This is a genomic window from Phyllobacterium sp. K27, from assembly GCF_054796155.1.
On sequence record NZ_CM139240.1, the window covers coordinates 3,161,589 to 3,184,102 of the forward strand.

The 22,514-nt window shown below is 53.9% G+C and carries 21 protein-coding genes; 5 read left to right on the forward strand and 16 right to left on the reverse strand.

Features of this window, described 5'->3' with window-relative positions; all coding sequences use genetic code 11:
* Positions 1–14 precede the first annotated feature (14 nt).
* The 6 genes from ACYJL1_RS15650 to ACYJL1_RS15675 all read right to left on the reverse strand — a co-directional run bounded on the left by ACYJL1_RS15650 (position 15) and on the right by ACYJL1_RS15675 (position 7,105).
* Positions 15–263, reverse strand: a complete 249-nt coding sequence (locus ACYJL1_RS15650; protein WP_460896237.1) for a formate dehydrogenase subunit delta — start codon at positions 261–263, stop codon at positions 15–17.
* Positions 256–1,191: a formate dehydrogenase accessory sulfurtransferase FdhD gene (gene fdhD, locus ACYJL1_RS15655; RefSeq protein ID WP_460896238.1), complete on the reverse strand. Its 936-nt coding sequence runs from the start codon at positions 1,189–1,191 to the stop codon at positions 256–258. The genes ACYJL1_RS15650 and fdhD overlap by 8 nt, the downstream gene beginning before the upstream one ends.
* 2 nt (positions 1,192–1,193) lie before the next feature.
* Complete coding sequence (gene fdhF / locus ACYJL1_RS15660) at positions 1,194–4,070, reverse strand: formate dehydrogenase subunit alpha (RefSeq protein ID WP_460896239.1); 2,877 nt, start codon at positions 4,068–4,070, stop codon at positions 1,194–1,196.
* A gap of 9 nt (positions 4,071–4,079) precedes the next feature.
* Positions 4,080–5,636 (reverse strand): formate dehydrogenase beta subunit, encoded by a 1,557-nt coding sequence (locus ACYJL1_RS15665; RefSeq protein WP_460896240.1) that lies wholly within the window; start codon positions 5,634–5,636, stop codon positions 4,080–4,082.
* Positions 5,633–6,106 carry a formate dehydrogenase subunit gamma gene (locus ACYJL1_RS15670; RefSeq protein WP_460896241.1) on the reverse strand — a complete coding sequence of 158 codons (474 nt, stop codon included), beginning with the start codon at positions 6,104–6,106 and terminating at the stop codon, positions 5,633–5,635. The genes ACYJL1_RS15665 and ACYJL1_RS15670 overlap by 4 nt, the downstream gene beginning before the upstream one ends.
* Positions 6,107–6,208: 102 nt before the next feature.
* Complete coding sequence (locus ACYJL1_RS15675) at positions 6,209–7,105, reverse strand: LysR family transcriptional regulator (protein WP_460896242.1); 897 nt, start codon at positions 7,103–7,105, stop codon at positions 6,209–6,211.
* Positions 7,106–7,240: 135 nt separating this feature from the next.
* Between ACYJL1_RS15675 and ACYJL1_RS15680 the strand changes: the two genes are divergently transcribed.
* A complete protein-coding gene (locus ACYJL1_RS15680; RefSeq protein ID WP_460896243.1) occupies positions 7,241–7,579 on the forward strand; it encodes a protein tyrosine phosphatase family protein in 339 nt (112 codons plus the stop codon).
* Here ACYJL1_RS15680 and ACYJL1_RS15685 read toward each other — a convergent pair.
* Complete coding sequence (locus tag ACYJL1_RS15685; RefSeq protein WP_460896244.1) at positions 7,576–8,766, reverse strand: acyl-CoA dehydrogenase; 1,191 nt, start codon at positions 8,764–8,766, stop codon at positions 7,576–7,578. The genes ACYJL1_RS15680 and ACYJL1_RS15685 overlap by 4 nt on opposite strands.
* Before the next feature lie 148 nt (positions 8,767–8,914).
* Between ACYJL1_RS15685 and mutL the strand changes: the two genes are divergently transcribed.
* From mutL to ACYJL1_RS15700, 3 genes are all read left to right on the forward strand, one after another.
* A complete protein-coding gene (mutL, locus tag ACYJL1_RS15690) occupies positions 8,915–10,774 on the forward strand; it encodes a DNA mismatch repair endonuclease MutL (RefSeq protein WP_460898070.1) in 1,860 nt (619 codons plus the stop codon).
* A 94-nt stretch (positions 10,775–10,868) separates the two neighbouring features.
* The gene (locus ACYJL1_RS15695) at positions 10,869–11,105 is read left to right on the forward strand and encodes a DUF2093 domain-containing protein (protein WP_460896245.1); all 237 of its coding nucleotides are present in this window, start codon (positions 10,869–10,871) and stop codon (positions 11,103–11,105) included.
* Positions 11,106–11,107: 2 nt separating this feature from the next.
* The gene (locus tag ACYJL1_RS15700; RefSeq protein ID WP_460896246.1) at positions 11,108–11,554 is read left to right on the forward strand and encodes a hypothetical protein; all 447 of its coding nucleotides are present in this window, start codon (positions 11,108–11,110) and stop codon (positions 11,552–11,554) included.
* Here the strand turns inward: ACYJL1_RS15700 and lpxK are convergent.
* The 6 genes from lpxK to ACYJL1_RS15730 are packed head-to-tail and all read right to left on the reverse strand — an operon-like array spanning position 11,549 to position 17,130.
* Positions 11,549–12,580 carry a tetraacyldisaccharide 4'-kinase gene (lpxK, locus tag ACYJL1_RS15705; RefSeq protein ID WP_460896247.1) on the reverse strand — a complete coding sequence of 344 codons (1,032 nt, stop codon included), beginning with the start codon at positions 12,578–12,580 and terminating at the stop codon, positions 11,549–11,551. The genes ACYJL1_RS15700 and lpxK overlap by 6 nt on opposite strands.
* Positions 12,577–13,899: a lipid IV(A) 3-deoxy-D-manno-octulosonic acid transferase gene (gene waaA / locus ACYJL1_RS15710; protein WP_460896248.1), complete on the reverse strand. Its 1,323-nt coding sequence runs from the start codon at positions 13,897–13,899 to the stop codon at positions 12,577–12,579. The genes lpxK and waaA overlap by 4 nt, the downstream gene beginning before the upstream one ends.
* Positions 13,896–14,672, reverse strand: coding sequence for a lysophospholipid acyltransferase family protein (locus ACYJL1_RS15715; RefSeq protein ID WP_460898071.1), 777 nt, complete (start codon positions 14,670–14,672; stop codon positions 13,896–13,898). The genes waaA and ACYJL1_RS15715 overlap by 4 nt, the downstream gene beginning before the upstream one ends.
* Before the next feature lie 25 nt (positions 14,673–14,697).
* Positions 14,698–14,946 carry a DUF4170 domain-containing protein gene (locus tag ACYJL1_RS15720; RefSeq protein WP_115055200.1) on the reverse strand — a complete coding sequence of 83 codons (249 nt, stop codon included), beginning with the start codon at positions 14,944–14,946 and terminating at the stop codon, positions 14,698–14,700.
* Positions 14,947–14,990: 44 nt separating this feature from the next.
* Positions 14,991–15,800 (reverse strand): 3'(2'),5'-bisphosphate nucleotidase CysQ, encoded by an 810-nt coding sequence (locus ACYJL1_RS15725; RefSeq protein ID WP_460896249.1) that lies wholly within the window; start codon positions 15,798–15,800, stop codon positions 14,991–14,993.
* Complete coding sequence (locus ACYJL1_RS15730) at positions 15,787–17,130, reverse strand: TldD/PmbA family protein (protein WP_460898072.1); 1,344 nt, start codon at positions 17,128–17,130, stop codon at positions 15,787–15,789. The genes ACYJL1_RS15725 and ACYJL1_RS15730 overlap by 14 nt, the downstream gene beginning before the upstream one ends.
* A gap of 144 nt (positions 17,131–17,274) precedes the next feature.
* Between ACYJL1_RS15730 and ACYJL1_RS15735 the strand changes: the two genes are divergently transcribed.
* A complete protein-coding gene (locus ACYJL1_RS15735; protein WP_460896250.1) occupies positions 17,275–19,107 on the forward strand; it encodes a monovalent cation:proton antiporter-2 (CPA2) family protein in 1,833 nt (610 codons plus the stop codon).
* 2 nt (positions 19,108–19,109) lie between these two features.
* Here ACYJL1_RS15735 and ACYJL1_RS15740 read toward each other — a convergent pair whose 3' ends face one another.
* The 3 genes from ACYJL1_RS15740 to rsmD form a co-directional block, all read right to left on the reverse strand.
* On the reverse strand, positions 19,110–20,420 hold the full coding sequence (locus ACYJL1_RS15740; RefSeq protein ID WP_460896251.1) for a M16 family metallopeptidase: 1,311 nt from the start codon (positions 20,418–20,420) through the stop codon (positions 19,110–19,112).
* A complete protein-coding gene (locus tag ACYJL1_RS15745; RefSeq protein WP_460896252.1) occupies positions 20,417–21,886 on the reverse strand; it encodes a M16 family metallopeptidase in 1,470 nt (489 codons plus the stop codon). Before ACYJL1_RS15745 ends, ACYJL1_RS15740 begins: the two co-directional genes overlap by 4 nt.
* Before the next feature lie 62 nt (positions 21,887–21,948).
* Complete coding sequence (rsmD, locus tag ACYJL1_RS15750) at positions 21,949–22,506, reverse strand: 16S rRNA (guanine(966)-N(2))-methyltransferase RsmD (RefSeq protein ID WP_460896253.1); 558 nt, start codon at positions 22,504–22,506, stop codon at positions 21,949–21,951.
* Between the last annotated feature and the right edge of the window lie 8 nt (positions 22,507–22,514).

A 22,514-nucleotide genomic window follows, 5' to 3' on the forward strand; every position in this document is an offset into this window, starting at 1 on the left:
GATGGATAGTTGGATCAGACTGGAACAGAGCCCGGCTTGCGTATCTGCTGTGCAGCTTCGACGACCAATGCGTTCAGCCCGTTATCCGGCCGTTCTAATATGGCGAAGAGTTGCTGGCGCATGCGCGGTTCCCAGAAATGGTTGATATGGTCAGCGACGGCTGCTGCCGCCTCATCTTTCGGCTGAGAATGGAAAAATGTTGCGATCTGATTGGCCATATAGACCAGTTTTGTCGCCGTGGTTTTATGGCTTTCACTATCCATATTGCACCAGTTTTACAGTTGGACTTTGTATGAGCGTCGAGGCAGCAGGGTCAGGGTTGAGGTGCGCCCTCTGTGGCTTGTCTTCCGCCACTGATTTGATTTGAGACGTCACAACCGGAATGCGGTCCGGGCGTGTAAATACATCGAACTCACCGCCACGAACCAACGCAACAAGCGTCAATCCGGCGGCATGGGCTGTGCGGATTGCAAGCGCCGTTGGAGCAGAAACTGCAATAAGGATAGAAGCTCCGATGATGGCAGCCTTCTGGACCATTTCAATGGAAACCCGACTGGTTATAACGATTGCCCCGCTGCTGCCATCAATGTGGGAGCGGCAAAGGCTACCGGCCAGCTTGTCGAGCGCGTTATGCCTTCCGACATCTTCACGGGCCGCAATGATACCCTTTCCCGGTTGGTAGAAACCGGCGGCATGAACAGCTCCTGTTTCCGTATGGAGCGGCTGCACTTCTGACAGCAGGATGACCGCTTGGGCAATATCATCCGGCGTCAACTCCAATTTGACGTTCTCGACAGAGGAGACGGGCTTCAATGCCTGTTCAATTGATTCAATCCCGCAAAGACCACAGCCAACCGGGCCAGCCATACGGCGGCGACGGTCGCTTAAATCCTGCCCTGCCTCGCCCGCAAGCCTGATCTGGATATCGATGCCTTCAGCATGATCTTCAATGTTGATTTCATCGATTTCTTCAAGGCGGGAGATGATACCCTCCGACAGGCTGAAGCCAACGGCAAAATCCTCCATGTCGGACGGAGTGGCCATCATGACTGCATGGGTCGTGCCATTATAGCTGAAGGCAACCGGCGTCTCTTCGGGGACAAGCCGGTCGCTGCTCGCATAATTATCGACCACACCACTCAAGCGGCGGGTAATCCGCGGTACGGGCTGGCGTGGGGGACGTTGCTCCACCTCTATTCCGCCGCGTCCAGGACTTTGATACGTCGGCTTTGGCGAGCTTGTTCATCATATTGAACCTGCCAGTCGCTGGGGCCGTTCGAAGCACCAATCTGCACCGCTGTCACCTTGTATTCCGGGCAGTTTGTCGCCCAATCGGAAAAGTCCGTAGTGATGACATTTGCCTGCGTCGTGGGATGATGAAAGGTGGTGTAGACAACGCCGGGAGAAACCCGATCTGTAATCAACGCGCGCAATGTGGTTTCACCGGACCTGCTGCTGATCTTGACCCAATCGCCATCGCGGATGCCGCGATTTTCTGCGTCATGTGCGTGGATTTCCAATCGGTCTTCTTCATGCCACATCACATTGTCTGTGCGGCGCGTCTGTGCGCCCACATTGTATTGGGACAGGATACGGCCGGTGGTGAGCAAAAGCGGAAAACGCGGCCCGGTACGTTCATCAGTTGCAACATATTCAGTGCGAATAAACTTGCCCTTTCCACGCGCGAAGCCATCAATGTGCATGATTGGCGTACCAAGGGGGGCTTTTTCGTTACACGGCCACTGAACGGACCCTTCTTTTTCAAGCAGGTCATAATTGACCCCAGTGAAACTGGGAGTCGTCATGGCAATTTCGTCCATGACCTGCGACGGATGCGTGTAATTCCAGTTCAAACCCATTGCCTTGGCGAGGTTTTGGGTAACTTCCCAATCCGCGTAACCATTCAGTGGACTCATCACTTTACGCACGCGATTAATCCGACGCTCAGCATTGGTGAAGGTACCGTCCTTTTCGAGGAACGTGGAACCCGGCAAAAACACGTGGGCGTAGTTTGCGGTCTCGTTGAGGAACAGGTCGTGGACGACGACGCATTCCATTGCTTCCAGACCAGCCGCGACGTGCTTCGTATCTGGATCTGACTGCAAAATGTCTTCACCTTGGATGTAGATACCCTTGAACGTGCCATCCACGGCAGCATCGAGCATGTTAGGAATACGCAGGCCCGGCTCGTCCTGAATTTTGACGCCCCAGAGCTTGTCAAAAATGTCCCGCGTCGATTCATCGGAAACATGGCGGTAACCGGGAAGCTCGTGCGGGAATGAACCCATATCGCAGGAACCCTGCACATTGTTCTGGCCGCGCAGTGGATTAACGCCGACGCCCTTGCGGCCAATATTTCCGGTTGCCATGGCCAGATTGGCGATTGCCATGACCGTGGTTGAACCTTGGCTGTGTTCTGTTACGCCAAGACCATAATAAATGGCGCCATTGCCGCCGGTTGCGAACAGGCGTGCAGCCTCGCGCAGGGTTTGCGGATTTACGCCTGAAAGCTCTTCAATGGCTTCCGGGCTGTGTTCCGGGCTGGAGACGAAAGCAGCCCAATCCTGAAACTCTTCCCAGTCGCAACGCTCACGGATGAACTTTTCGTCGAAAAGGCCTTCTGTAACAACCACGTGAGCCAGCGAGGTTAGAACGGCAACATTTGTTCCGGGGCGCAGTTGCAGATGCTGGGCGGCCGCGATGTGGGGAGAGCGGACCAGATCAATGCGACGCGGATCAACGACAATCAGCTTCGCACCTTTGCGCAAACGCTTTTTCAGGCGCGAGGCAAACACAGGATGACCATCGGTCGGATTTGCACCAATGACGATAACCACATCCGTATGTTCAACACTGTCGAAATCCTGTGTACCTGCCGATGTGCCAAACGTTGTCTTGAGGCCATAGCCTGTCGGCGAGTGGCAGACGCGGGCACAGGTATCAACATTATTATTGCCAAAACCCGCGCGGATCAGTTTCTGAACGAGGTATGTTTCTTCATTTGTGCAGCGGGAAGAAGTGATACCGCCGATGGAATTGCGCCCGTATTGATATTGGAGACGACGGAATTCATTGGCGACATATTTATAGGCCTCGTCCCAGCTGACTTCGCGCCAGGGATCCGTAATTTTCTCGCGGATCATGGGATTAAGAATGCGATCCTTGTGGGTTGAGTAGCCATAGGCAAAGCGGCCCTTGACGCAGGAGTGACCACGATTGGCCTTGCCATCCTTGTAGGGAACCATACGAACAAGTTCTTCACCACGCATTTCGGCCTTGAATGAGCAACCCACGCCACAATAGGCACAGGTCGTTACCTTGGAATGTTCGGGCTGGCCGATCTGGATCACGGATTTTTCGGTCAGCGTTGCCGTGGGACAAGCCTGCACGCAGGCTCCGCAGGACACACACTCGCTGTCGAGAAAGTTTTCGTGCATCCCGGGCGATACGCGGCTGGAGAAACCACGGCCCTCAATCGTCAATGCAAATGTGCCCTGTACTTCTTCGCAGGCACGGACGCAGCGCGAACAGACGATACATTTTGCCGGGTCGTAGGTGAAATAAGGGTTGCTTTCGTCCTTCGGCATCCAGCGATCATTGGCGAGACTGTCTTTCTTTGCAAAGACGTGGTTGTCGCCTTCATAGCCATAGCGGACATCGCGCAAGCCCACCGCGCCTGCCATGTCCTGCAATTCACAATCGCCATTGGCCGCACAGGTCAGGCAGTCGAGAGGATGATCGGAGATATAAAGCTCCATTACGCCTTTGCGGATATCCTTCAGACGCTTGGTCTGCGTATGGACGACCAAACCTTCCATCGCAGGTGTGGTGCAGGAAGAAGGTGTGCCATTGCGACCGTCAATTTCAATCAGGCACAGACGGCACGAACCGAATGCATCGACCATATCTGTCGCGCAAAGCTTCGGTATCTTGATGCCAGCGTCCATCGCGGCGCGCATCAGGGAGGTCCCTTCGGGAACCGTCACCTCATTGCCGTCAATGGTCAGCGTAATCATCTTCTCGGAAAGGGAAGCTGGTGTGCCGTAGTCAATTTCGTGAACCAGTGACATGGTGATCTCCTATTCCGCCGCAACGGCAACTGTGGCCGGGCGGAAATCTTCAGGAAAATGATTAAGAGCGCTCATGACAGGGTAAGGCGTGAAACCGCCCAAGGCGCAGAGGGAGCCAAACTTCATTGTATTGCAAAGATCGGTAAGAACCGCGATCTGCTTCTCGGGCTCTATATTGGCTGAAAGGCGGTCCACAACCTCAACACCGCGCGTCGAACCGATACGGCATGGTGTGCACTTGCCGCAGGATTCCACAGCGCAGAATTCCATGGCGAAGCGCGCCTGCTTCAACATATCGACACTATCATCGCAGATGACCAATCCCGCATGGCCGATAAGACCGTCCTTGGCAGCAAAGGCTTCATAATCAAACGGCGTGTCGAAAAGCGAGCGAGGGAAATAAGCCCCCAGTGGACCGCCAACCTGCACAGCTTTCACCGGGCGACCCGTCGCAGTGCCACCACCAATATCGTCCACGATCTCACCAAGGGTAAGGCCGAAAGCAGTCTCAAACAGACCGCCATATTTGACGTTGCCAGCGATTTGCAACGGAATGGTGCCACGTGAGCGTCCCATGCCGAAATTCTTGTAGAAGGCGGCACCCCTGTCCATGATGACAGGCACGGAGGCCAAGGAAATCACATTATTGATGACGGTGGGTTTGCCAAACAGGCCCTTATGCGCGGGAAGCGGTGGCTTGGCGCGTACGATACCGCGGCGCCCTTCAAGACTTTCAAGCAGGGCTGTTTCTTCGCCGCAAACATAGGCGCCTGCGCCAACGCGCACTTCCATGTCAAAAGCATAGGCCGAACCGAGTATGGACGCACCCAATATGCCCGCTTTTCGTGCAACCTCAATGGCTTCATTCATAACGGCGATTGCATGGGGATATTCAGAACGAATGTAGATATAACCCTTCGTCGCCTCAACGGCGATGCCTGCAATCGCCATGCCTTCGATCAGGACAAAGGGGTCGCCCTCCATGATCATACGATCAGCGAATGTACCGCTATCACCCTCGTCGGCATTGCAAACAATGTATTTTTGCGGTGCGGCGGTATCGAGCACTGTTTTCCATTTGATGCCAGTTGGGAAACCCGCGCCACCGCGTCCGCGCAGTCCGGATTCGGTTACCTGAGCCACGATCTCAGCCCGCGACAAAGTCAGAGCGTTTTGCAGCCCCTTCAAACCATCATGGGCGCGGTAATCATCAAGCGAAACTGGATCGGTGATACCGCAACGGGCAAATGTCAGGCGTGTTTGTTTGGCCAGAAATGGAAGATGCTCTGTAAGACCAAGCCAGAGTGGGTGCACCCTACCCTCGGCCAACCCACCGTCAAGCAAGGATGCAACATCGGAAGCCTTGACCGGTCCATAGGCTACGCGGCCGCCAGGCGTTTCCACCTCGACCATTGGCTCAAGCCAGTACATGCCACGCGAGCCATTGCGCACGACCTTTGCATCGAGGTTGCGCGCGACGATCTCATTTTCGAGGGTCTTGGCGACCTGTTCAGCGCCAAGTGCCAATGCACCGGAATCGCGGGGAACAAAGAAAGTGATGCTCATAGCCGCACCTCGGAAGCAATTTCATCGAGCTGCTCAGCATCCAAACGCCCGATTACATTGCCATCCAACATGGCGGCCGGAGCACAAGCACAAAGGCCAAGGCAATAAACAGGCTCTAGGGTTACCGCGCCATCGGCAGTCGTGCCATGCCAGTCTATTCCCAGCAATTGGCGCGCGCGATCCGCCAATGCATCACCACCCATCGACTGACAGGCTTCGGCCCGGCAAAGCTTCAGAACATGCCGACCAGCCGGATGATCGCGATAATCATGATAGAATGAAAATACGCCGTGCACTTCAGCCCGGGAAATATTGAGAGCATGTGCGATCAAAGGAAGCGTTTCCTGTGGCACATAACCAAACTCACCCTGCAACTCGTGCAAGATGGGTAATAGTGGCCCTTCTTTGCCCTTGAATTGATCGATAATGCCTATCGCTCTAGCAGCGATATCGGTACTTGCGCTCTGCATTTTGTGCAGCGCCCTCCCTAATTTCTCCTCGTGATTTAGAACAGATCAAAAAACTGATATATAATCAATATCGCAGACTCGTTGGATGATAGAAATTTTCTATCAAGAAATATCCATTGTCAGTGCGAGTGTGCGTGCTTCATGCAGGAGAGCAGATACAAGTGGCGTATGAGGCTCCCTGTCTGCTGCAACCAACCCCACCAAATGACGCGCATCTGGCTCCACAATCGGGATGGACCGGATCGGTTCAGCAAAACCAAGGGTCTCCGAAAGGTTAAGCGGCATGATGCTAACCCATTTTCCGGTACGAATATGAGAGAAGAGGACGATCATCGAATTGGATTCAAGGGTCGGATGAACGTCGACACCTGCATCCTGCAAGTGCTTGTTGATGAGCCGGCGGTTCTGCATATCTTTCGTCAGCAGACACAGCGGCAGTTGACCGACCTCTGCCCAAGTGACGGACGTTCTGTCCGAATAGGTATTCCCCGCCGCAGTAATCAATTGATAGCGCTCGGAATAAAGCGGGACCGAGGTCACACGGCCTAAAGGCTCATTGTCAAGGTAACTGATACCGGCATCGATCTCAAAGTTACTCAGCAGCGTCAGAACTTCCAATGAGGTTCGCGACGTAATGGAAAAGGTTACGTCCGGGTGTTTCTCCCTGAAAGGCGTGGTGAGTTTCGACACCATAGCCAAAGCGGTTGGAATCGCGGCGATCTTCAAATGCCCCGCGAGGCCAAAGTGCGCTGCGCGGATTTCCTCTCGCATTGTCTTCGTGTCGCCAACAATACGCCGCGCCCATTCGAGCACGCGTTGGCCCTCAGATGTCAGACCATTAAACCGGGAGCCGCGCTGAACGAGAACCGCCCCCAACGTGTTCTCAAGCTGGCGAATTGCCGCTGAAAGCGTCGGCTGCGTCACCCCGCATTCTTCCGCAGCGCGGCCGAAATGTTTGTGGCGAGCCAATGCAATAAAGAATTCCAGCTTGTCGATCATTTGTCCCTCCACAAAGACCCTAATGGTGATCCATGCAAATGAGCAAGCCTTCGAATGTTGAAGCCGCTTTGATCTGGCAAAGCGTTTTGTTTGATGTATGGTGCCGTAAACATCCACAATTCCAAGGACATGAAAATGGATATCCGTCAGATTGACGATCGCTACGCCGTGACTGGTCAAATTTCACCGGACGATATTCGCGATATCGTTGCCGCTGGCTACAACGCGCTCATCTGCAACCGGCCAGATGGCGAGTCGCCAGACCAGCCGGATTTTGCAGAGATTGCCAAAGTGGCGGAGAAGGCCGGAATCCCTGTTTATTACGTGCCAGTCGTGGCTGGACAACTCACGCAGGACGATGTCGATGCCATGACTTCTGCCCTTGAGCAAACTGACGGCCCGGTTCTGGCCTATTGCCGCTCTGGTGCACGCTCAACCAATATTTACGGAATTGTCCAGCAGCAAAAGAGCTAAAAGAACGCCTGAATGCCGGTCTGGGCGCGACCCAGAATGAGGGCATGCACATCGTGCGTGCCTTCATAGGTATTCACGGTTTCAAGATTTTGCGAGTGGCGCATGACATGGTAGCCGATCTGGATTCCATTGCCACCATGCATATCACGGGCCATGCGCGCGATATCCAAGGCCTTGCCGCAATTGTTGCGCTTGACGAGGCTGATCATCTCCGGTGCCATCCGGTCCTCATCCATGAGACGACCCACACGTAACGAGGCTTGCAAACCAAGTGTGATCTCGGTCTGCATATCGGCAAACTTCTTCTGGAAAAGCTGTGTTGCAGCCAGCGGGCGTCCGAATTGCTTGCGATCAAGGCCATATTGCACAGTGCGCTGCCAGCAATCTTCGGCGGCGCCCATGACACCCCAAGAGATGCCGTAGCGTGCGCGATTGAGGCATCCGAATGGACCTTTGAGACCAGCCACATTTGGCAATACATGTTCTTCTCCGACGATGACGCCATCCATGACAATCTCGCCAGTGATTGAGGCCCGGAGCGAAAGCTTGCCGTCAATCTTGGGGGCGGAAAGACCCTTCATGCCTTTTTCAAGCACGAACCCCTTGATCTGACCATCATGCGCATCGGACTTGGCCCAAACAACAAAAACATCCGCAATGGGGGAGTTCGAAATCCACATCTTCGAGCCGGAAATACTGTAACCATCCGCGACCTTGATCGCGCGGGTCTTCATGCCCGCCGGATCGGAGCCTGCATCAGGCTCCGTCAGTCCAAAACAACCGATCCATTCGCCTGAGGCCAGCTTTGGCAAATACTTCCTACGCTGTTCTTCCGAACCGTAGGCATAGATAGGATACATCACCAGCGACGACTGCACGCTCATCATGGAGCGATACCCGCTGTCCACGCGCTCCACCTCGCGTGCAACGAGTCCGTAAGCCACGTAAGACGCACCGGCCGTGCCATATTCCTCAGGCAAGGTGACGCCGAGTAGTCCTGATTGCCCCATGAGACGAAATAAATCAGGATCAGTCTTTTCCTGAAGATAGGCTTCCTCAATACGCGGCTGAAGTTCGCTTTGGGCAAAGGTACGCGCACTGTCACGAATCATCCTTTCATCTTCTGTCAGTTGATCTTCCAACAGAAAGGGATCGGTCCAGACAAAGGACGGCTTGGAATTTGCCATAGGTCTTCTCCTCGAATAGCGGCACAAGACCTACCACCAAAGCCGTACTGATGACCAGATCGTGGCATTGCTAATATTTACTTGGATGATGAGCGGCATGCATGATTTGCACGTTTCGGTAGTCGGCCGAATCCACTATATCTTTGCAATGGCCATCAAACATCTCACCGAAACAATCATCAACCAGATCGCGGCTGGCGAAGTTATCGAACGACCGGCCAGCGTGGTGAAGGAACTGGTAGAGAACGCGATCGATGCTGGAGCGACACGCATTGATATCGTTACGGCCGGTGGTGGAAAGAACCTTATTCGCATAACGGATAATGGCTCGGGTATTCCCGCAGACGAACTTGCCCTTGCGGTTTCACGCCATTGCACATCCAAGCTGACTGACAATGTGCATGATATCCGGGCGCTCGGATTTCGTGGTGAAGCGCTGCCCTCCATTGGTTCGATTTCGCGACTGTCATTGAAGTCGCGCATCGCCGATGCGGATTCCGGTTTTGAGATCGCCGTTAATGGTGGACGCATGGATGGGCCACGCCCTACGGGCATGAATGGCGGAACGATTGTCGAGGTGCGTGATCTTTTCTTTTCAACGCCCGCCCGCCTCAAATTCATGAAAACCGACCGTGCGGAAGCAACGGCAATCAGCGATGTGGTCAAACGCGTGGCTATAGCCTTTCCGCATATTCGCTTTTCCATCACCGGCAGCGACAGATCGCCCCTTGAAATGGCCGCGACGGGCATTGGCTCCGAGGGCATGCTGGAGCGCATTTCGCAAGTACTGGGCAAGGAGTTCCCCGAAAATGCCATAGGCATTGATGCCACGCGCGATGGTGTGCGACTGACTGGTTTTGCTGGCATTCCGGCTTTCAATCGCGCAAACAGTCTTCATCAATTCGCCTATGTGAATGGACGCCCGGTCCGCGACAAGCAGATATGGGGTGCGATTCGCGGAGCCTATGCAGATGTCATGTCGCGTGATCGTCATCCGGTCGTCGTGCTTTTCCTCAATCTCGATCCAGAACTCGTCGATGTGAATGTCCATCCGGCAAAGGCCGATGTACGGTTTCGCGATCCCGGCCTTGTGCGCGGCCTGATAGTTGGAGCTATAAGGGAAGCACTGGGGCAATCCGGAATCCGCGCCGCTACCACGGGCGCAGAAGCCATGCTGCAATCTTTCCGCCCCGGCGGATTCGAGCCTCGCTCCACAACGCCAGTATGGGGCACCGAAAACGTCTCTTCCAGCAATCAGAACTATTCGGTGCAGCAATCACCGTTCCGCCCTTTTGAGAAGGCAGTTATGGCCGCCAGTCAAGGCAATGGGTTTGCTGAAACCGTGCAGGAATTTCTCTATGACGGTGCCAACGCACTCAGCGCAGATGCCCGCGCCAGCGCAACCAGTGCTTCCCCGGAATTGCTTGCCATGCCACTCGGGGCAGCCCGGGCACAGGTTCATGCGAATTACATCGTCTCGCAAACTGACGATAGCCTCGTTATTGTCGACCAACATGCAGCGCATGAACGCCTTGTATACGAGGCTTTAAAAAACGCCCTGCACTCGCGCCCTCTGGCGGCACAAATGCTACTGATCCCTGAGATCGTTGATCTTCCCGAAGATGATGTGGGGCGACTCGTTGCCCATGCTGAAACGCTGCAACAATTTGGCCTTGGTCTGGAAGCTTTTGGCCCTGGCGCTGTCGCCATTCGCGAAACACCATCCATGCTGGGCGAGATCGATACGCAAAAACTGGTGCGCGATCTTGCAGATGAGATTGCCGAACACGATACATCGGATGGGTTGAAAGCCATTCTCGACCATGTGGCCGCGACCATGGCCTGTCATGGTTCAGTCAGGGCTGGAAGACGGCTTAAGCCCGATGAGATGAACGCGTTACTCCGGCAAATGGAAGCAACGCCGGGGTCAGGGACGTGTAATCATGGGCGTCCGACCTATATCGAATTGAAACTGACGGATATTGAGCGACTGTTCGGCAGGCGCTAGGGCCGTTCTATATATAGAACCGTTCTGACAGACCTTGACCGCTAAAGTTGCAAGGCCGTAAATAGCGGCAATTAACCGAACTGGAACGAACACAATGAACCGATTTGAAGGCCCCGGCTCTCGCGAAGCCAAAATTCGCTATCTCGACGGTGACTTTCAAGTCCTGTCGCCGGGCGCCTATGTGTTGTGTGCCGTTACCGGAGAAAAGATAGCCATTGATGAGCTGAGATATTGGAGTGTTGCACGGCAGGAGCCTTATGTAGACGCACGCACATCATTCAATCGGGAACTACATGAAAATCCGGACCTTCGTCAGCGGAGCAAGGACTAAGCGTGTATAGTCGTCGCACCCTCCTGCTTTCACTCATGGGTCTTGGGCTTGCCATGGGCGGTTGTACGACCAACGATGAGCCCCCAACCTATAGCGGCCCAACGAAAACCATTCGCGGCTATTTGCAAGGTCCGCCCCATGCCCGGCTTACCGCGAGCACTGTTGTTTTCATAACAGCTTATGATGCGACCAATGGAACAGCCGTTGCCATGCCTAAAATTGGCGCAACAAGTTTTACGCTCAATCGCAATGGTTATTTCCCAATTGCTTATGAAATTGAAATTCCTGCAAGCCATGCCGCCCCGCGCATTTCACTCGCTGTAGAAATGCGCCAGTACGGGAAAGTCATTTTCACCAATGATCGGCAATATAGCCAAACAACCGGACGCAATCTCGACCTACCCATGAGAGAAGTGCCGCCCCGGATTGGAAGACGCCATTTTCTATAGGTTTTTTAGTGCGCGGGCCTTTGCGCGCTCCCGCGTTTCGCGGATGATGTTTTGCGCCGTTTGCGGGTGGCTGAAGACCAATTCCACCTCAAGGATAAGCGCTTTTGTCGCTAATTCCCTGGCCAAAGGGCTGCCGTCGAGCAATCTGACGTGATCCTTTGCAGTCGTGATCAAAGTGAGTTGATCCTTGGCTGCGTCTTTCATCAAATCAGCAGCATCCTCATCCGTATAAGGATGGTGATCCGGAAAGGATCTGGTTTGGGCGACATCCAATCCGGCTTCATTCAAGGTTCTGAAAAACTTGGAAGGATCGCCAATGCCGGCAAAAGCCAATAGCTGTCCCTTGGCAATATGCGCAATGCTTTGTGGTTGAAGCACAGATTCATAAATCGGTTTTGCCGCCCTCGCTGCACTGCGAACAACTTGATCGGCACCGCCGGAGGTGCCGATCCTGAGCAAGGCATCGGTCCGGAGCAACTGGTCCGTCAGCGGAGCCCGCAACGGCCCGGCGGGTAGAACTTTCCCGTTGCCAATGCCCCTACCCGCATCGACGACCATGAGCGCATAGTCAAAGTGCAGCCGAGCGCTCTGAAACCCGTCATCCATGATGATGAAATCACTACCGGACTCCATAAGCGCTTTCGCGCCAGCCAAGCGGTCGGCGCACACGACCACGGGCGCATGACGCGCCAGCAATAGAGGCTCGTCACCAACATGGCGCGCGCTATCCTGATCCGGATCGACTCTGTACAACCCAGAAAATGCGCCGCCATAGCCGCGCGATACAATTCCTGGCTTTAGACTCATTGAGGCTGCTGCTTTGGCCAGAGCGATCGATGTTGGAGTCTTGCCCGCACCACCAACAGTAAAATTACCGATGCAAAGAACTGGAACGGATACGGATGGTGGCTTGGCACGCCGGATACGGCGACCGGCAACCGCGCCATATATCTTCGCCAGTGGACTCAAGGCTCCCGCACGCCAATCCGGCTTTTCCCACCAGAATGGAGGCGCTTCAGAAGTCATTTCCAAGCACTTTCGCGATTGGACAGCCGCGCCTGCAGCACCAAAGGCTGTAGATAAGGCTCAAGCGCCGTCATGGTGCGGGACAGCGATCCGCGCATGTCCTCGACGGTCTTCAGCCCCGCTTCAATCATAATCTGCCGCTCTGCCGGATTGTTAAACAGGTAGTTTACCGCTCCTGCCAGCATATCCTTGTCACGTACAAGTTTGGCTGCACCATTCTTGATCAGCCGTTGATAGGAGTCACGGAAGTTCTGCACATTTCGGCCCGAGAGAATGGCAGACTTCAACATAGCCGGTTCGAGGGGATTTTGACCGCCTTGTGCTGTCAGGGAGCGACCAACGAAGGCAATTTCTGCCATTCGCAAATATAGGCCCATATCGCCGATCGTATCGCCAATAAAAATATCGGTTTCCGGCTCAATTGGATCATTACGGCTACGCAACGCAACGCGCATTCCCATGGCTTCGATCTGTGCCGCCACTTCGGCAGCACGGTCCGGATGCCGCGGCACAAGGATCGTCAGCAAATCACGGTGTCTGGCTTTGAGCATCTGATGTACCTGGGCGACGATTTCCTCTTCACCCTGATGCGTAGAGATGGCAGTCCATGTCTTGCGCGACCCTATCATTCCCTGAAGGACAGCCAATTGCGAATTGTCGACCGGAGGAACGGCTGTATCGACCTTGAGATTGCCCGACACGGTGACCGGCCGCGCGCCAAGCGTACGGAAGCGCTCGCCATCAACATCTGACTGCGCCACAACGTGAGCGAGATTTTCAAACAATGCCTCGGCAATTGATGCGCGTTTGTTCCAGGCGGCAAAGGAACGATCCGACAGGCGTCCATTAACGAGAACCTGCGGCACGCGCCGCGTTCCAAGCTCGAGAATAGTCATAGGCCATATTTCGGACTCGCATATGACTGCAAGATCAGGCTGCCAATGCGTCAGGAAGCGGTCGACTGCAGGCTTGAGATCAAGCGGCACATATTGGTGAATGACACGATCACCTAGACGATCCTGAACCATTTTCGCAGAGGTGACCGTGCCGGTCGTCAAGACGACATGAATGCCCATTTCGACGATTGCTTCGACCAATGGCGTAACAGCCGATGTTTCGCCAACGCTGGCGGCATGAACCCAAACCAACGGCCCTGCGGGACGCGCCACACTGGCAACGCCATAACGCTCGCCTTGACGGCCGCGCTCTTCCTTGCCCTTGCTGGCACGGAAAGCAACATAGGCACCCACTACGGGGAAAATTATTGCACCCGCCCAGCGATAGGTGCCCAGCGCAAGCCGTGCCCACTTCTCACTCATATCGCGCCATCCACCAGTTTGTGAACGCGAAGCGTATTCGCATTCAGGCTGTCGGTCAGTTCAACGCGCTTGGCTTCAAGCATGGCATCATCAGCATCCTGGGGAACGAAAATCGGATCACCGACAATCAACCCTGACTTGCCGAATGGCAATGGAACAGTTGTCTTGTCCCAGCTTTTTTCAAGAACTTTGCGTCGCGACGTTAAATAGCAAATCGGGAGAATCGGACGGCCCGACAATTTTGCAAGCAGAACAACACCAATGCCTGACTGGCGAGGCGTACCATGGGGAATATCGGCAATCATTGCAGCAGTCTTGCCATCCTTCAGTGCCTTTTTTAGGGCAAGCAGTGCGCGTGCACCGCCCTTTTCCGTGCCTTTTGCACGATCCCTGCCGCCTGAACCACGAATAATCTCAACTCCGAAGCGCTCGGCGACGCGTGCATTCAGCTCGGCATCCTTGCTGCGCGAGAACATTGCAACAAACCGGATATTGCGCGGCATGAGAAACGGAGCCATCAGATGCTGTCCGTGCCAGGCAACTGCAATAAACGGTTCGCCTCCGCGCTTCATTTCTTCGACATCGGACGAACCGGCGAGCCGAGGATTTGTCGCATTCACCAGCCGGAAAAACTGGGTAATGAGCCAGACGATCATCGACCGCACAACCGGAGAATTTGCCAAAGGACCGCGAACAGACCGCCAGAACCGCTTCAGCAACCCGTTTTTCTTCTTGGGTGAAGACTTGGTTACTATCACTTCGCTGGACGGCATTTCGTCGTCTTGTCGTGTCACACGTTCAACCTGATTTGCCCGTTACCGGATCGAGCAGCTTATGCATATGGACGATGAAATAACGCATATGCGCATTATCGACTGTTTGCTGTGCCTTGGATTTCCAGGCGCGCTGTGCGGTCTCGAAATTCGGGTAAATTCCGACAATATCGAGATTATCGAGATCTCGGAACTCGACGCCGCCCAATTTTTTAAGCTCCCCGCCAAAAACCAGATGTAGCAGTTGTTTTGTATCCGAGGTTTCTTCGCTCATAATAATTTGTCCAGATGATTTGTCAGATTGAAAGATGGTTCTGTTTAACCGAAGGCAGTGTCCGCTACAACGTTCAGCATGTTATCCATTAGCAGACCACTCGCCGCAACCAAAGTACCATGCCGGTAATCGCCGGTCTGGGGATTGCGCAGACCGTAGGTGAGTGCTTCGCCCTTTGCTGTCAAGACATTGCCGCCCGCCTCAGACAAAATGAGATCAGCAGCAGCCAGATCCCAATCATGCGAATTCGGTCTCACGAATGTGCCAGCAAGGTCACCGCGTGCTACCATGGCCAACCTGTATGCAAGAGAGGCAATATGGGGCGCACGTTCGATAGAGCCGAGAAAAGACTGCGGCAGTTTGTTGAGATATCCACCCGGTGCAGCGACCCTGAATGGCCGGCTTTCCGCCTGAACATGAATGGAATTGCCGTTCTGGTCAGCGCCCTTACCGGGTAGAGCACTTATCGTTTCACTCCGTGCCGGACATTCAAGAACGCCGGCAACCGGACGACCATTCTCGATAACTGCGACACTGACACACCAGACGTCAACGCCTTCGATGAAAGCACGGGTTCCATCAATCGGATCAACAACGAAGAAGCGCTGCCTGGGTGAAATTATACGCTCATCCAGCGTCTCTTCCGATATCCAGCCATAATCTGGCCTAGCACTCAGCAACACGTCCTTGAGATATTTATCTGCAGCAAGATCTGCTTCGGTGACGGGCGAATTGCCAGTCTTGAGCCAGATTTGCGGCGATTGCCCGTAATAGGACAGTGCTATCCGGCCAGCGCCAGCCGCTGCCTCACGAATCAAGTCGAGATCTTGTCTGTTTTGGTCATTTTCCGGCAAGAGTCATGCCTTCTATAACGAGCGTTGGACTGGCAACACCGAAATTGCGGTCAATGTCATTGGCAACCGTTAAATTGAGGAACATTTCCTTCAAATTGGAGGCAAGTGTCACCTCGCTTACCGGATAAGACAATTCACCGTTTTCGATCCAGTATCCGCTGGCGCCGCGACTATATTGGCCGGTTACCATGTCAACGCCCTGCCCGAACAGTTCCGTGACATAAAACCCTGTGCCAACAGCACGGATCAATTCGTCAGGCGTTTTTTCGCCAGGCTCAATAGCAAAATTTGTTGATGACGGCACGACAGTCGATCCTGAGCGTGTGCCGCGGCCATTCGTGGTGAGCCCCAACTCTTTAGCTGTTGATGTGGAAAGCAACCAATGTTTGAGCACACCATTTTCAACCATTTTCAATGGAATACCTTCAAGACCCTCGCCATCGAAAGGGCGAGAAGCAGAACCGCGCACACGCAATGGATCATCCGTGACGTTAACGGCGTCGCTGAGAATTTTCATTCCCATACGATCTCTCAGAAAACTAGTCTTACGTGCAACAGATGCGCCATTGATGGCGCTGGCCAGATGCGAGGCAATGCCACGCGCAACGCGCGGATCATAAACGACATTGACGCGCCCGGTCTGCGCCTGACGCGCATTCAACCGCCTGACAGCGCGCGCTCCGGCGGAACGGCCGATAGCGCCTGCGTCTTCCAGTTCATCGTAATAAATCCGCGACGAAAAATCATAATCACGTTCCATGCCGGTTCCAGTTCCGGCAATGGCACTGACCGAGCGCGAGAAACGTGAGCCATTATAGTATCCGGCAAAACCTCCTGATGTGACCAGAACAAGCCCGCCCATGCCAGCAGATGCTGAGCCACCACCTGAATTGGTAACGCCTTCGACACTGAGCGCGGCTTCTTCGGCGGCAAGTGCGGCTTCTGTCAATTGCGCAGCATCCACACTGGTTGGATCATAGAGTTGAAGATCGCGAATATTGCGAACAAGCTGTTCTGTTGCCGCTAATCCTTCATAGGCATCATCCGGGGAAACCTTGGCCATGGCGACGGCTCGCTCGGCCAAAACCTTGGGATCAGAACCCGCATTTGCGGAAATACTTGCAATCTTGCGGCCGACAAAGACCCGCAACGAAAACTCGTCACTTTCTGAGGATTCTGTCGACTCCACTTTGCCCAGCCGTACATTGACGCCAGTCGAGCGGGAGCGCACCACCACGGCGTCCGCCGCATCAGCACCGACGCGCCTTGCAGCCTCCACCAGCGCTGTGGCATTGTCTAGAAATTCGCGGGAGTTTACCGGCTCGACCATATTCATCTCTAAGGTTGATTGCATGATAGGATGCGAGGACTTATCTGACAAAAGTCACACGATGTACTCCACCCTATATGGTGCAAATCAGGGTCTATCAAGGCAAACGCACGCAACATTTTTTCAGATCCGGATCACGAGCACATGCTTTCACAGAGTGGCAACCTCTACTTTCAGGCACTTGCACTTCTCGCAGGGGCGATTATTGCCGCCCCACTTTTCAAGCGTCTCGGTCTGGGGACCGTGCTTGGCTATCTCGCCGCCGGGCTGCTGATAGGACCACTTGCAAATCTGATCACCGATGGCGAACAGGTTCTGCACTTTTCCGAACTTGGTGTCGTTTTCCTGCTGTTCGTCATCGGACTTGAGCTCAAGCCTTCGCGTCTTTGGACATTGCGGCATGCAATTTTCGGTCTTGGTGCAGCCCAGGTGATCATTACCGGTGCTTTGTTGACCGGCCTCATCCTTGCCCTCGCCCTTATGAATTGGCAGGCGGCACTGATCACAGGATTCGGCCTTGCTCTTTCCTCCACGGCCTTTGCCATGCAGATTCTGGAAGAACGCGGCGAAACGACAATGCCGCATGGCCAGACATCATTTGCAATTTTGCTGTTTCAGGATTTGGCGATCGTCCCGCTTCTGGCAATGATTCCTGTGCTCGCACCAGGTTCAGCAACCCAGGAAGCAGATCCGCTGGGCAAGTTTCTCATCGCCGTTATTTGCGTTGGCGCGATTATTGCTGTTGGTCGTTACCTGCTTAATCCGCTCTTCCGGTTTATCGCCAATACCGGCGCACGGGAAGTTATGATCGCCGCTGCCTTGTTCGTCGTTCTGGGAGCCGCAACGCTGATGCAATTTGCTGGTCTGTCGATGGCGATGGGCGCATTCATCGCCGGTGTGCTATTGGCTGAATCATCATATCGACATGAGCTGGAAGCCGATATAGAGCCCTTTCGTGGCGTGTTCCTCGGCCTTTTTTTCATGGCTGTCGGCCTCTCGCTCGACCTTGGTGTCATCTTGCAGAACTGGCAGTCCATCCTCTTGGCTGTACCAGTATTCATGGCAATCAAGGCGTTGGTGGTATATGTTCTTGCTCGGATATTCCGCAATAATCACAATGATGCGATCCGCGTCGCGTTCTTTCTGCCACAAGGTGGTGAATTCGGATTCGTCCTGTTTTCAGCGGCAGCGGCAGCGGGTCTTATGGCCGATTCAGTTGCCTCGCAGCTGGTCGCAGTAACAACGCTTTCCATGGCGGTAATGCCTTTGTCGGTTGCGCTCGGAAACCACTTTCTGGTGGATAACAACACCAAGGATGAAATCGACGAGAATTTCGATGGGGCAGGCGCCGATGTCATGATGATCGGCTTCTCACGCTATGGACAGATCGCAGCGCAAATTCTTCTGGCAGGCGGCAGCGAGGTGACTGTTATTGATGCTTCAGCCGACCGAATTCGCGCGGCAAGCAAGTTCGGATTTCGCATCTACTTTGGTGACGGTACGCGAAAGGAGGTTCTTGAAGCGGCCGGTATAAGGCGAGCGAAGATTGTCGCTATCACAACCCATAAAAAAGAAACGACAAACCAGATCGTTGATCTGATCCAAGCTGAGTATCCGGATATCAAATTGTTTGTACGATCCTATGACCGCGTACATACGCTGAAACTGCGAGCGCGCGGCGTTCATTATGAGCTGCGTGAAACGTTCGAATCTGGCCTGGTATTCGGAAGGCGAGCACTTGAAGAACTCGGCGTCGCCGAAGAACTCGCCTATGAAATCGTGCAGGACATTCGCCAACGAGATGAAGACAGGCTGCACTTGCAGGCAGCAGAAGGCCTGTCTGCAGGCAACGACCTTCTACTCACGCGACCAGTAACACCCGAGCCTCTGGTTAAACCAACACGTGAGGCTCAACGCATTGATACAGTTCTGGATGACAATGGAGACACCAAGCCCATACCAACGCCAGCTGAATAGGTTCAGGATTGGGGCGGCCCGACAATCAATACGGCAGGACTGGTCAAAAGCAGCTTCTGCGCCGCTGCCTTAACCTGCTCCAACGTCACGGAGTTTATAAGGTCGGCACGTTTGTCGATATAATCACGACCAAGTTTTTGATCCTGCAAGCCGACGAGAGTGCTGGCCACAGCGGATGACGAGTCCAGGTTGTTTACAGCATAGGAACCCACCAGATATTTCTTCGCCTCGACGAGTTCAGCCTCGGTTGGCCCATCCTTGGCCATGCGTGCAACTTCATCTTTCAGGATTTGCAAGGTCTCATTGGAGCGATCCGCACGCGTTGCTGTCGAGATTATCAGCGCTGACATATGATCCTTGGTTGCCAAGGTCGAACCAGCAGAATAGGCAAGGCCGCGCTTCTCTCGGACTTCATTGTAGATACGCGATGAGAACGTACCACCACCGAGGATATGGTTCATAATGAATACGGGGAAGAAGTCCGGATCCTGACGGCGAACGCCCGGATAAACCATAGAAATCGAAGTTTGCGGCAAGACATAATCGACGCGCGTCGTTTGGTCGAAGTTCAGCTTCGCGTCTTCGACAGGCTCGAGCTGCGCTTTTTCAGGCAGATCGCCAAATACCTTGTCCAGCAAAGGAGCTAAATCCTCAGGGCTGATCGAGCCAACCGCTGCAACAATCAGGTTATTTTTGGCAAAATTACGTCCATGGAAAGTGGCAAGATCATCATGCGTGATCGTGCTCAATGTCTCCACTTTACCTTCCGATTGGCGGCCATAGGGATGCTTCCCGTAGAGCGCTTTGGCAAATTTGCGCCCTGCGATGGTGTTGGGATCGCGCTCGGATGCCTTTATTCGAGCAACCACCTGCTGACGAATACGGTCAATAGGGGCTTGATCGAAGCGTGGTTTATTGACTGCGAGCGCAAGTAGATCGATAGCAGCATCCCGCTTGTCTGAAAGCATACGTACTGTGCCAGAGATCGCGTCATCATCAGCGCTGAAACTCATTTCAGCGCCGACATCATCAAGCTGTTGCTGGAATGCCTCCGAATCGAGATCACCTGCGCCCTCATCGAAAAGACCGGTCATCAAGTTGGCAATCCCTTCCTTACCTGACGGGTCTTGCGCAGAACCGCCTTTGAAAGAGAAGCGTATGGAGATAAGCGGGACGAAATCGTCCTGGACCAGCCATGCCCGAATGCCTTTTGGAGATACGACTTCCTTGATCTCTACAGCATATGCGGGAGCCATGGTAACGACAGCGAGCACAAGCGCAGCGGCAACCCGCTTCATGATTGATGCAGTCATTGGACAACTCCCTGCGCTGGCGTTTCACCTTCGCCCGCATTTTGCGTCTGATTTTCAGTTTTTTTATCGGGCGTCCCCGCTTCCGGCATCAGATAACTTGTGACTGAGCGGCTATCGACAAGATAGCGCTTGGCCACATCCTGAATATCCTGCACTTTCACTGCATTGATGCGATCAGGCCATTCTTCAATATCTTTAATGGTCTGACCTGTTGAAAGCGTCGAGCCATAAATGCGAGCCATACCCGTTTGACTGTCTCGGGCGAAAATAACGCTTTTTAAAAAGCGGTTTCTGGCTTTTTCCAATTCGTCTTCGGTTACACCATCCTTGATAATCCGGGCAACCTGCGCATCAATACCATTCTCAACGTCTTTCAATGTCGCATCGCCACGGGGCGACCCATAAACGCCAAAACTGCCATCATCGAGCGATGAGCCCTGATAGTAGGCACCGGCACTTGCAGCGGAACCATCCTTAACGACCAATGTCTGGTAGATGCGGCTGCGCGAAGAGCCGCCAAGAATTTCGCTCAGCAAATCAAGTGCCTCTGCTTCACCGGGCTTTGCATTGGTATAGGACGCGGCAAGCCACATCTTCTGGAAGCTGGGTTGGGAAACACGCGGGTCAGCCAGTGAAACGGTGCGTTTGCTATTCTGTTCAGGCTCCTGCGGACGCTCGCGCTTGCCGGGTTCCGCACGGCGCGGCACCTTGCCATAGGTCTTCTCCGCGAGAGCTTTAACTGTGGCGCTGTCAACATCGCCGGAGACAACCAGCGTCGCATTATTTGGCGTGTAGTACTTTTGATAGAAGGCCAAAGCGTCCGTCAGGTTAAGCTTTTCCATTTCATGCAGCCAGCCGATGACCGGCATACGGTAAGGATGGTTCTGATAAAGCGTGGCATTTACTTCCTCTGAAAGCAGCGCAGACGGATTGCTATCAACCCGCGACCGACGCTCTTCCAGAACAACATCACGCTCCGTTTTAACGACTTCATCATTCAGGATGAGATTCTCCATCCTGTCCGCTTCATAGGTCATTGCCATTTCGAGCGCCTGCGGATCAAGCTGCTGATAGAAGGCTGTATAGTCATATGAGGTGAAAGCGTTTTCCTGACCGCCAATCTCGGAGACTTTGCGCGAAAATTCACCGGCCGGATAGGTTTTTGTCGCCTTGAACATCAAATGTTCGAAGAAGTGTGCAATGCCGGATTTGCCGGGCTCTTCGTCCGCAGATCCAACGTGATACCACAGCATATTCGTGACGACGGGCGCGCGATGGTCAGGAATAACGACGACTTCCAGCCCATTTGCGAGATGAAACGAGCTGACATTATTCTTAATCGAGGCGTTAGCTGCAATAAATGTTGCAGTTTTTGTTTCCGCTCGCACTGGAAGAGTTGAAAACGAGGCGAAAACGACGCCCGCCAAGACAAATGCCGCCACAGTGCGGCCTTGAGCAAGAAGCATTCAGATCAATCCAATTCTGTTTTGCAGACGCTGCAATGATGGACTTACGACTTCCCAAGCTATTACGACTTCAATGTGACAAGCCTTATGATTGTTCCGCCATAAGGACGCTCTTCGATGATTTCGAACCTTGCGTCGAATGCAATGGCAGCGTCAGCTTCTTCTTCAAGAATCAGGAGAGAGTCGGGCTTCAGCCAACCACCATCAAGAGCGGCCTTGAATGCCCGCTCGCCCAAACCCTTGCCATAGGGCGGATCAGCAAAGACCAGATCAAAGGGCTCGACATTGCCAGCATCGCCGAGCTTGGTCGCATCTCGACTAAACACTTTGGTGTTTCCGTTGAGTCCGAACGCTTCGATATTCGTGCGAATCAAACCTCGCCCCTGCGCGGATTCTTCAATGAAGATTCCATAGCGTGCGCCGCGTGACATAGCCTCCAAGCCCAAGGCGCCCGTGCCCGCAAAAAGGTCGAGCACACGTGTGGAATCGAACTTCTCCGGGTAGTTATGCGCCAATACATTGAAAAGGCTCTCACGCGTCCGGTCCGTTGTCGGCCGGATCGCGTTTGTATCAGGTGTAGCCAAGCCGCGTCCGCGAAATTTCCCGCCAACAATCCGCATGTCGAGCC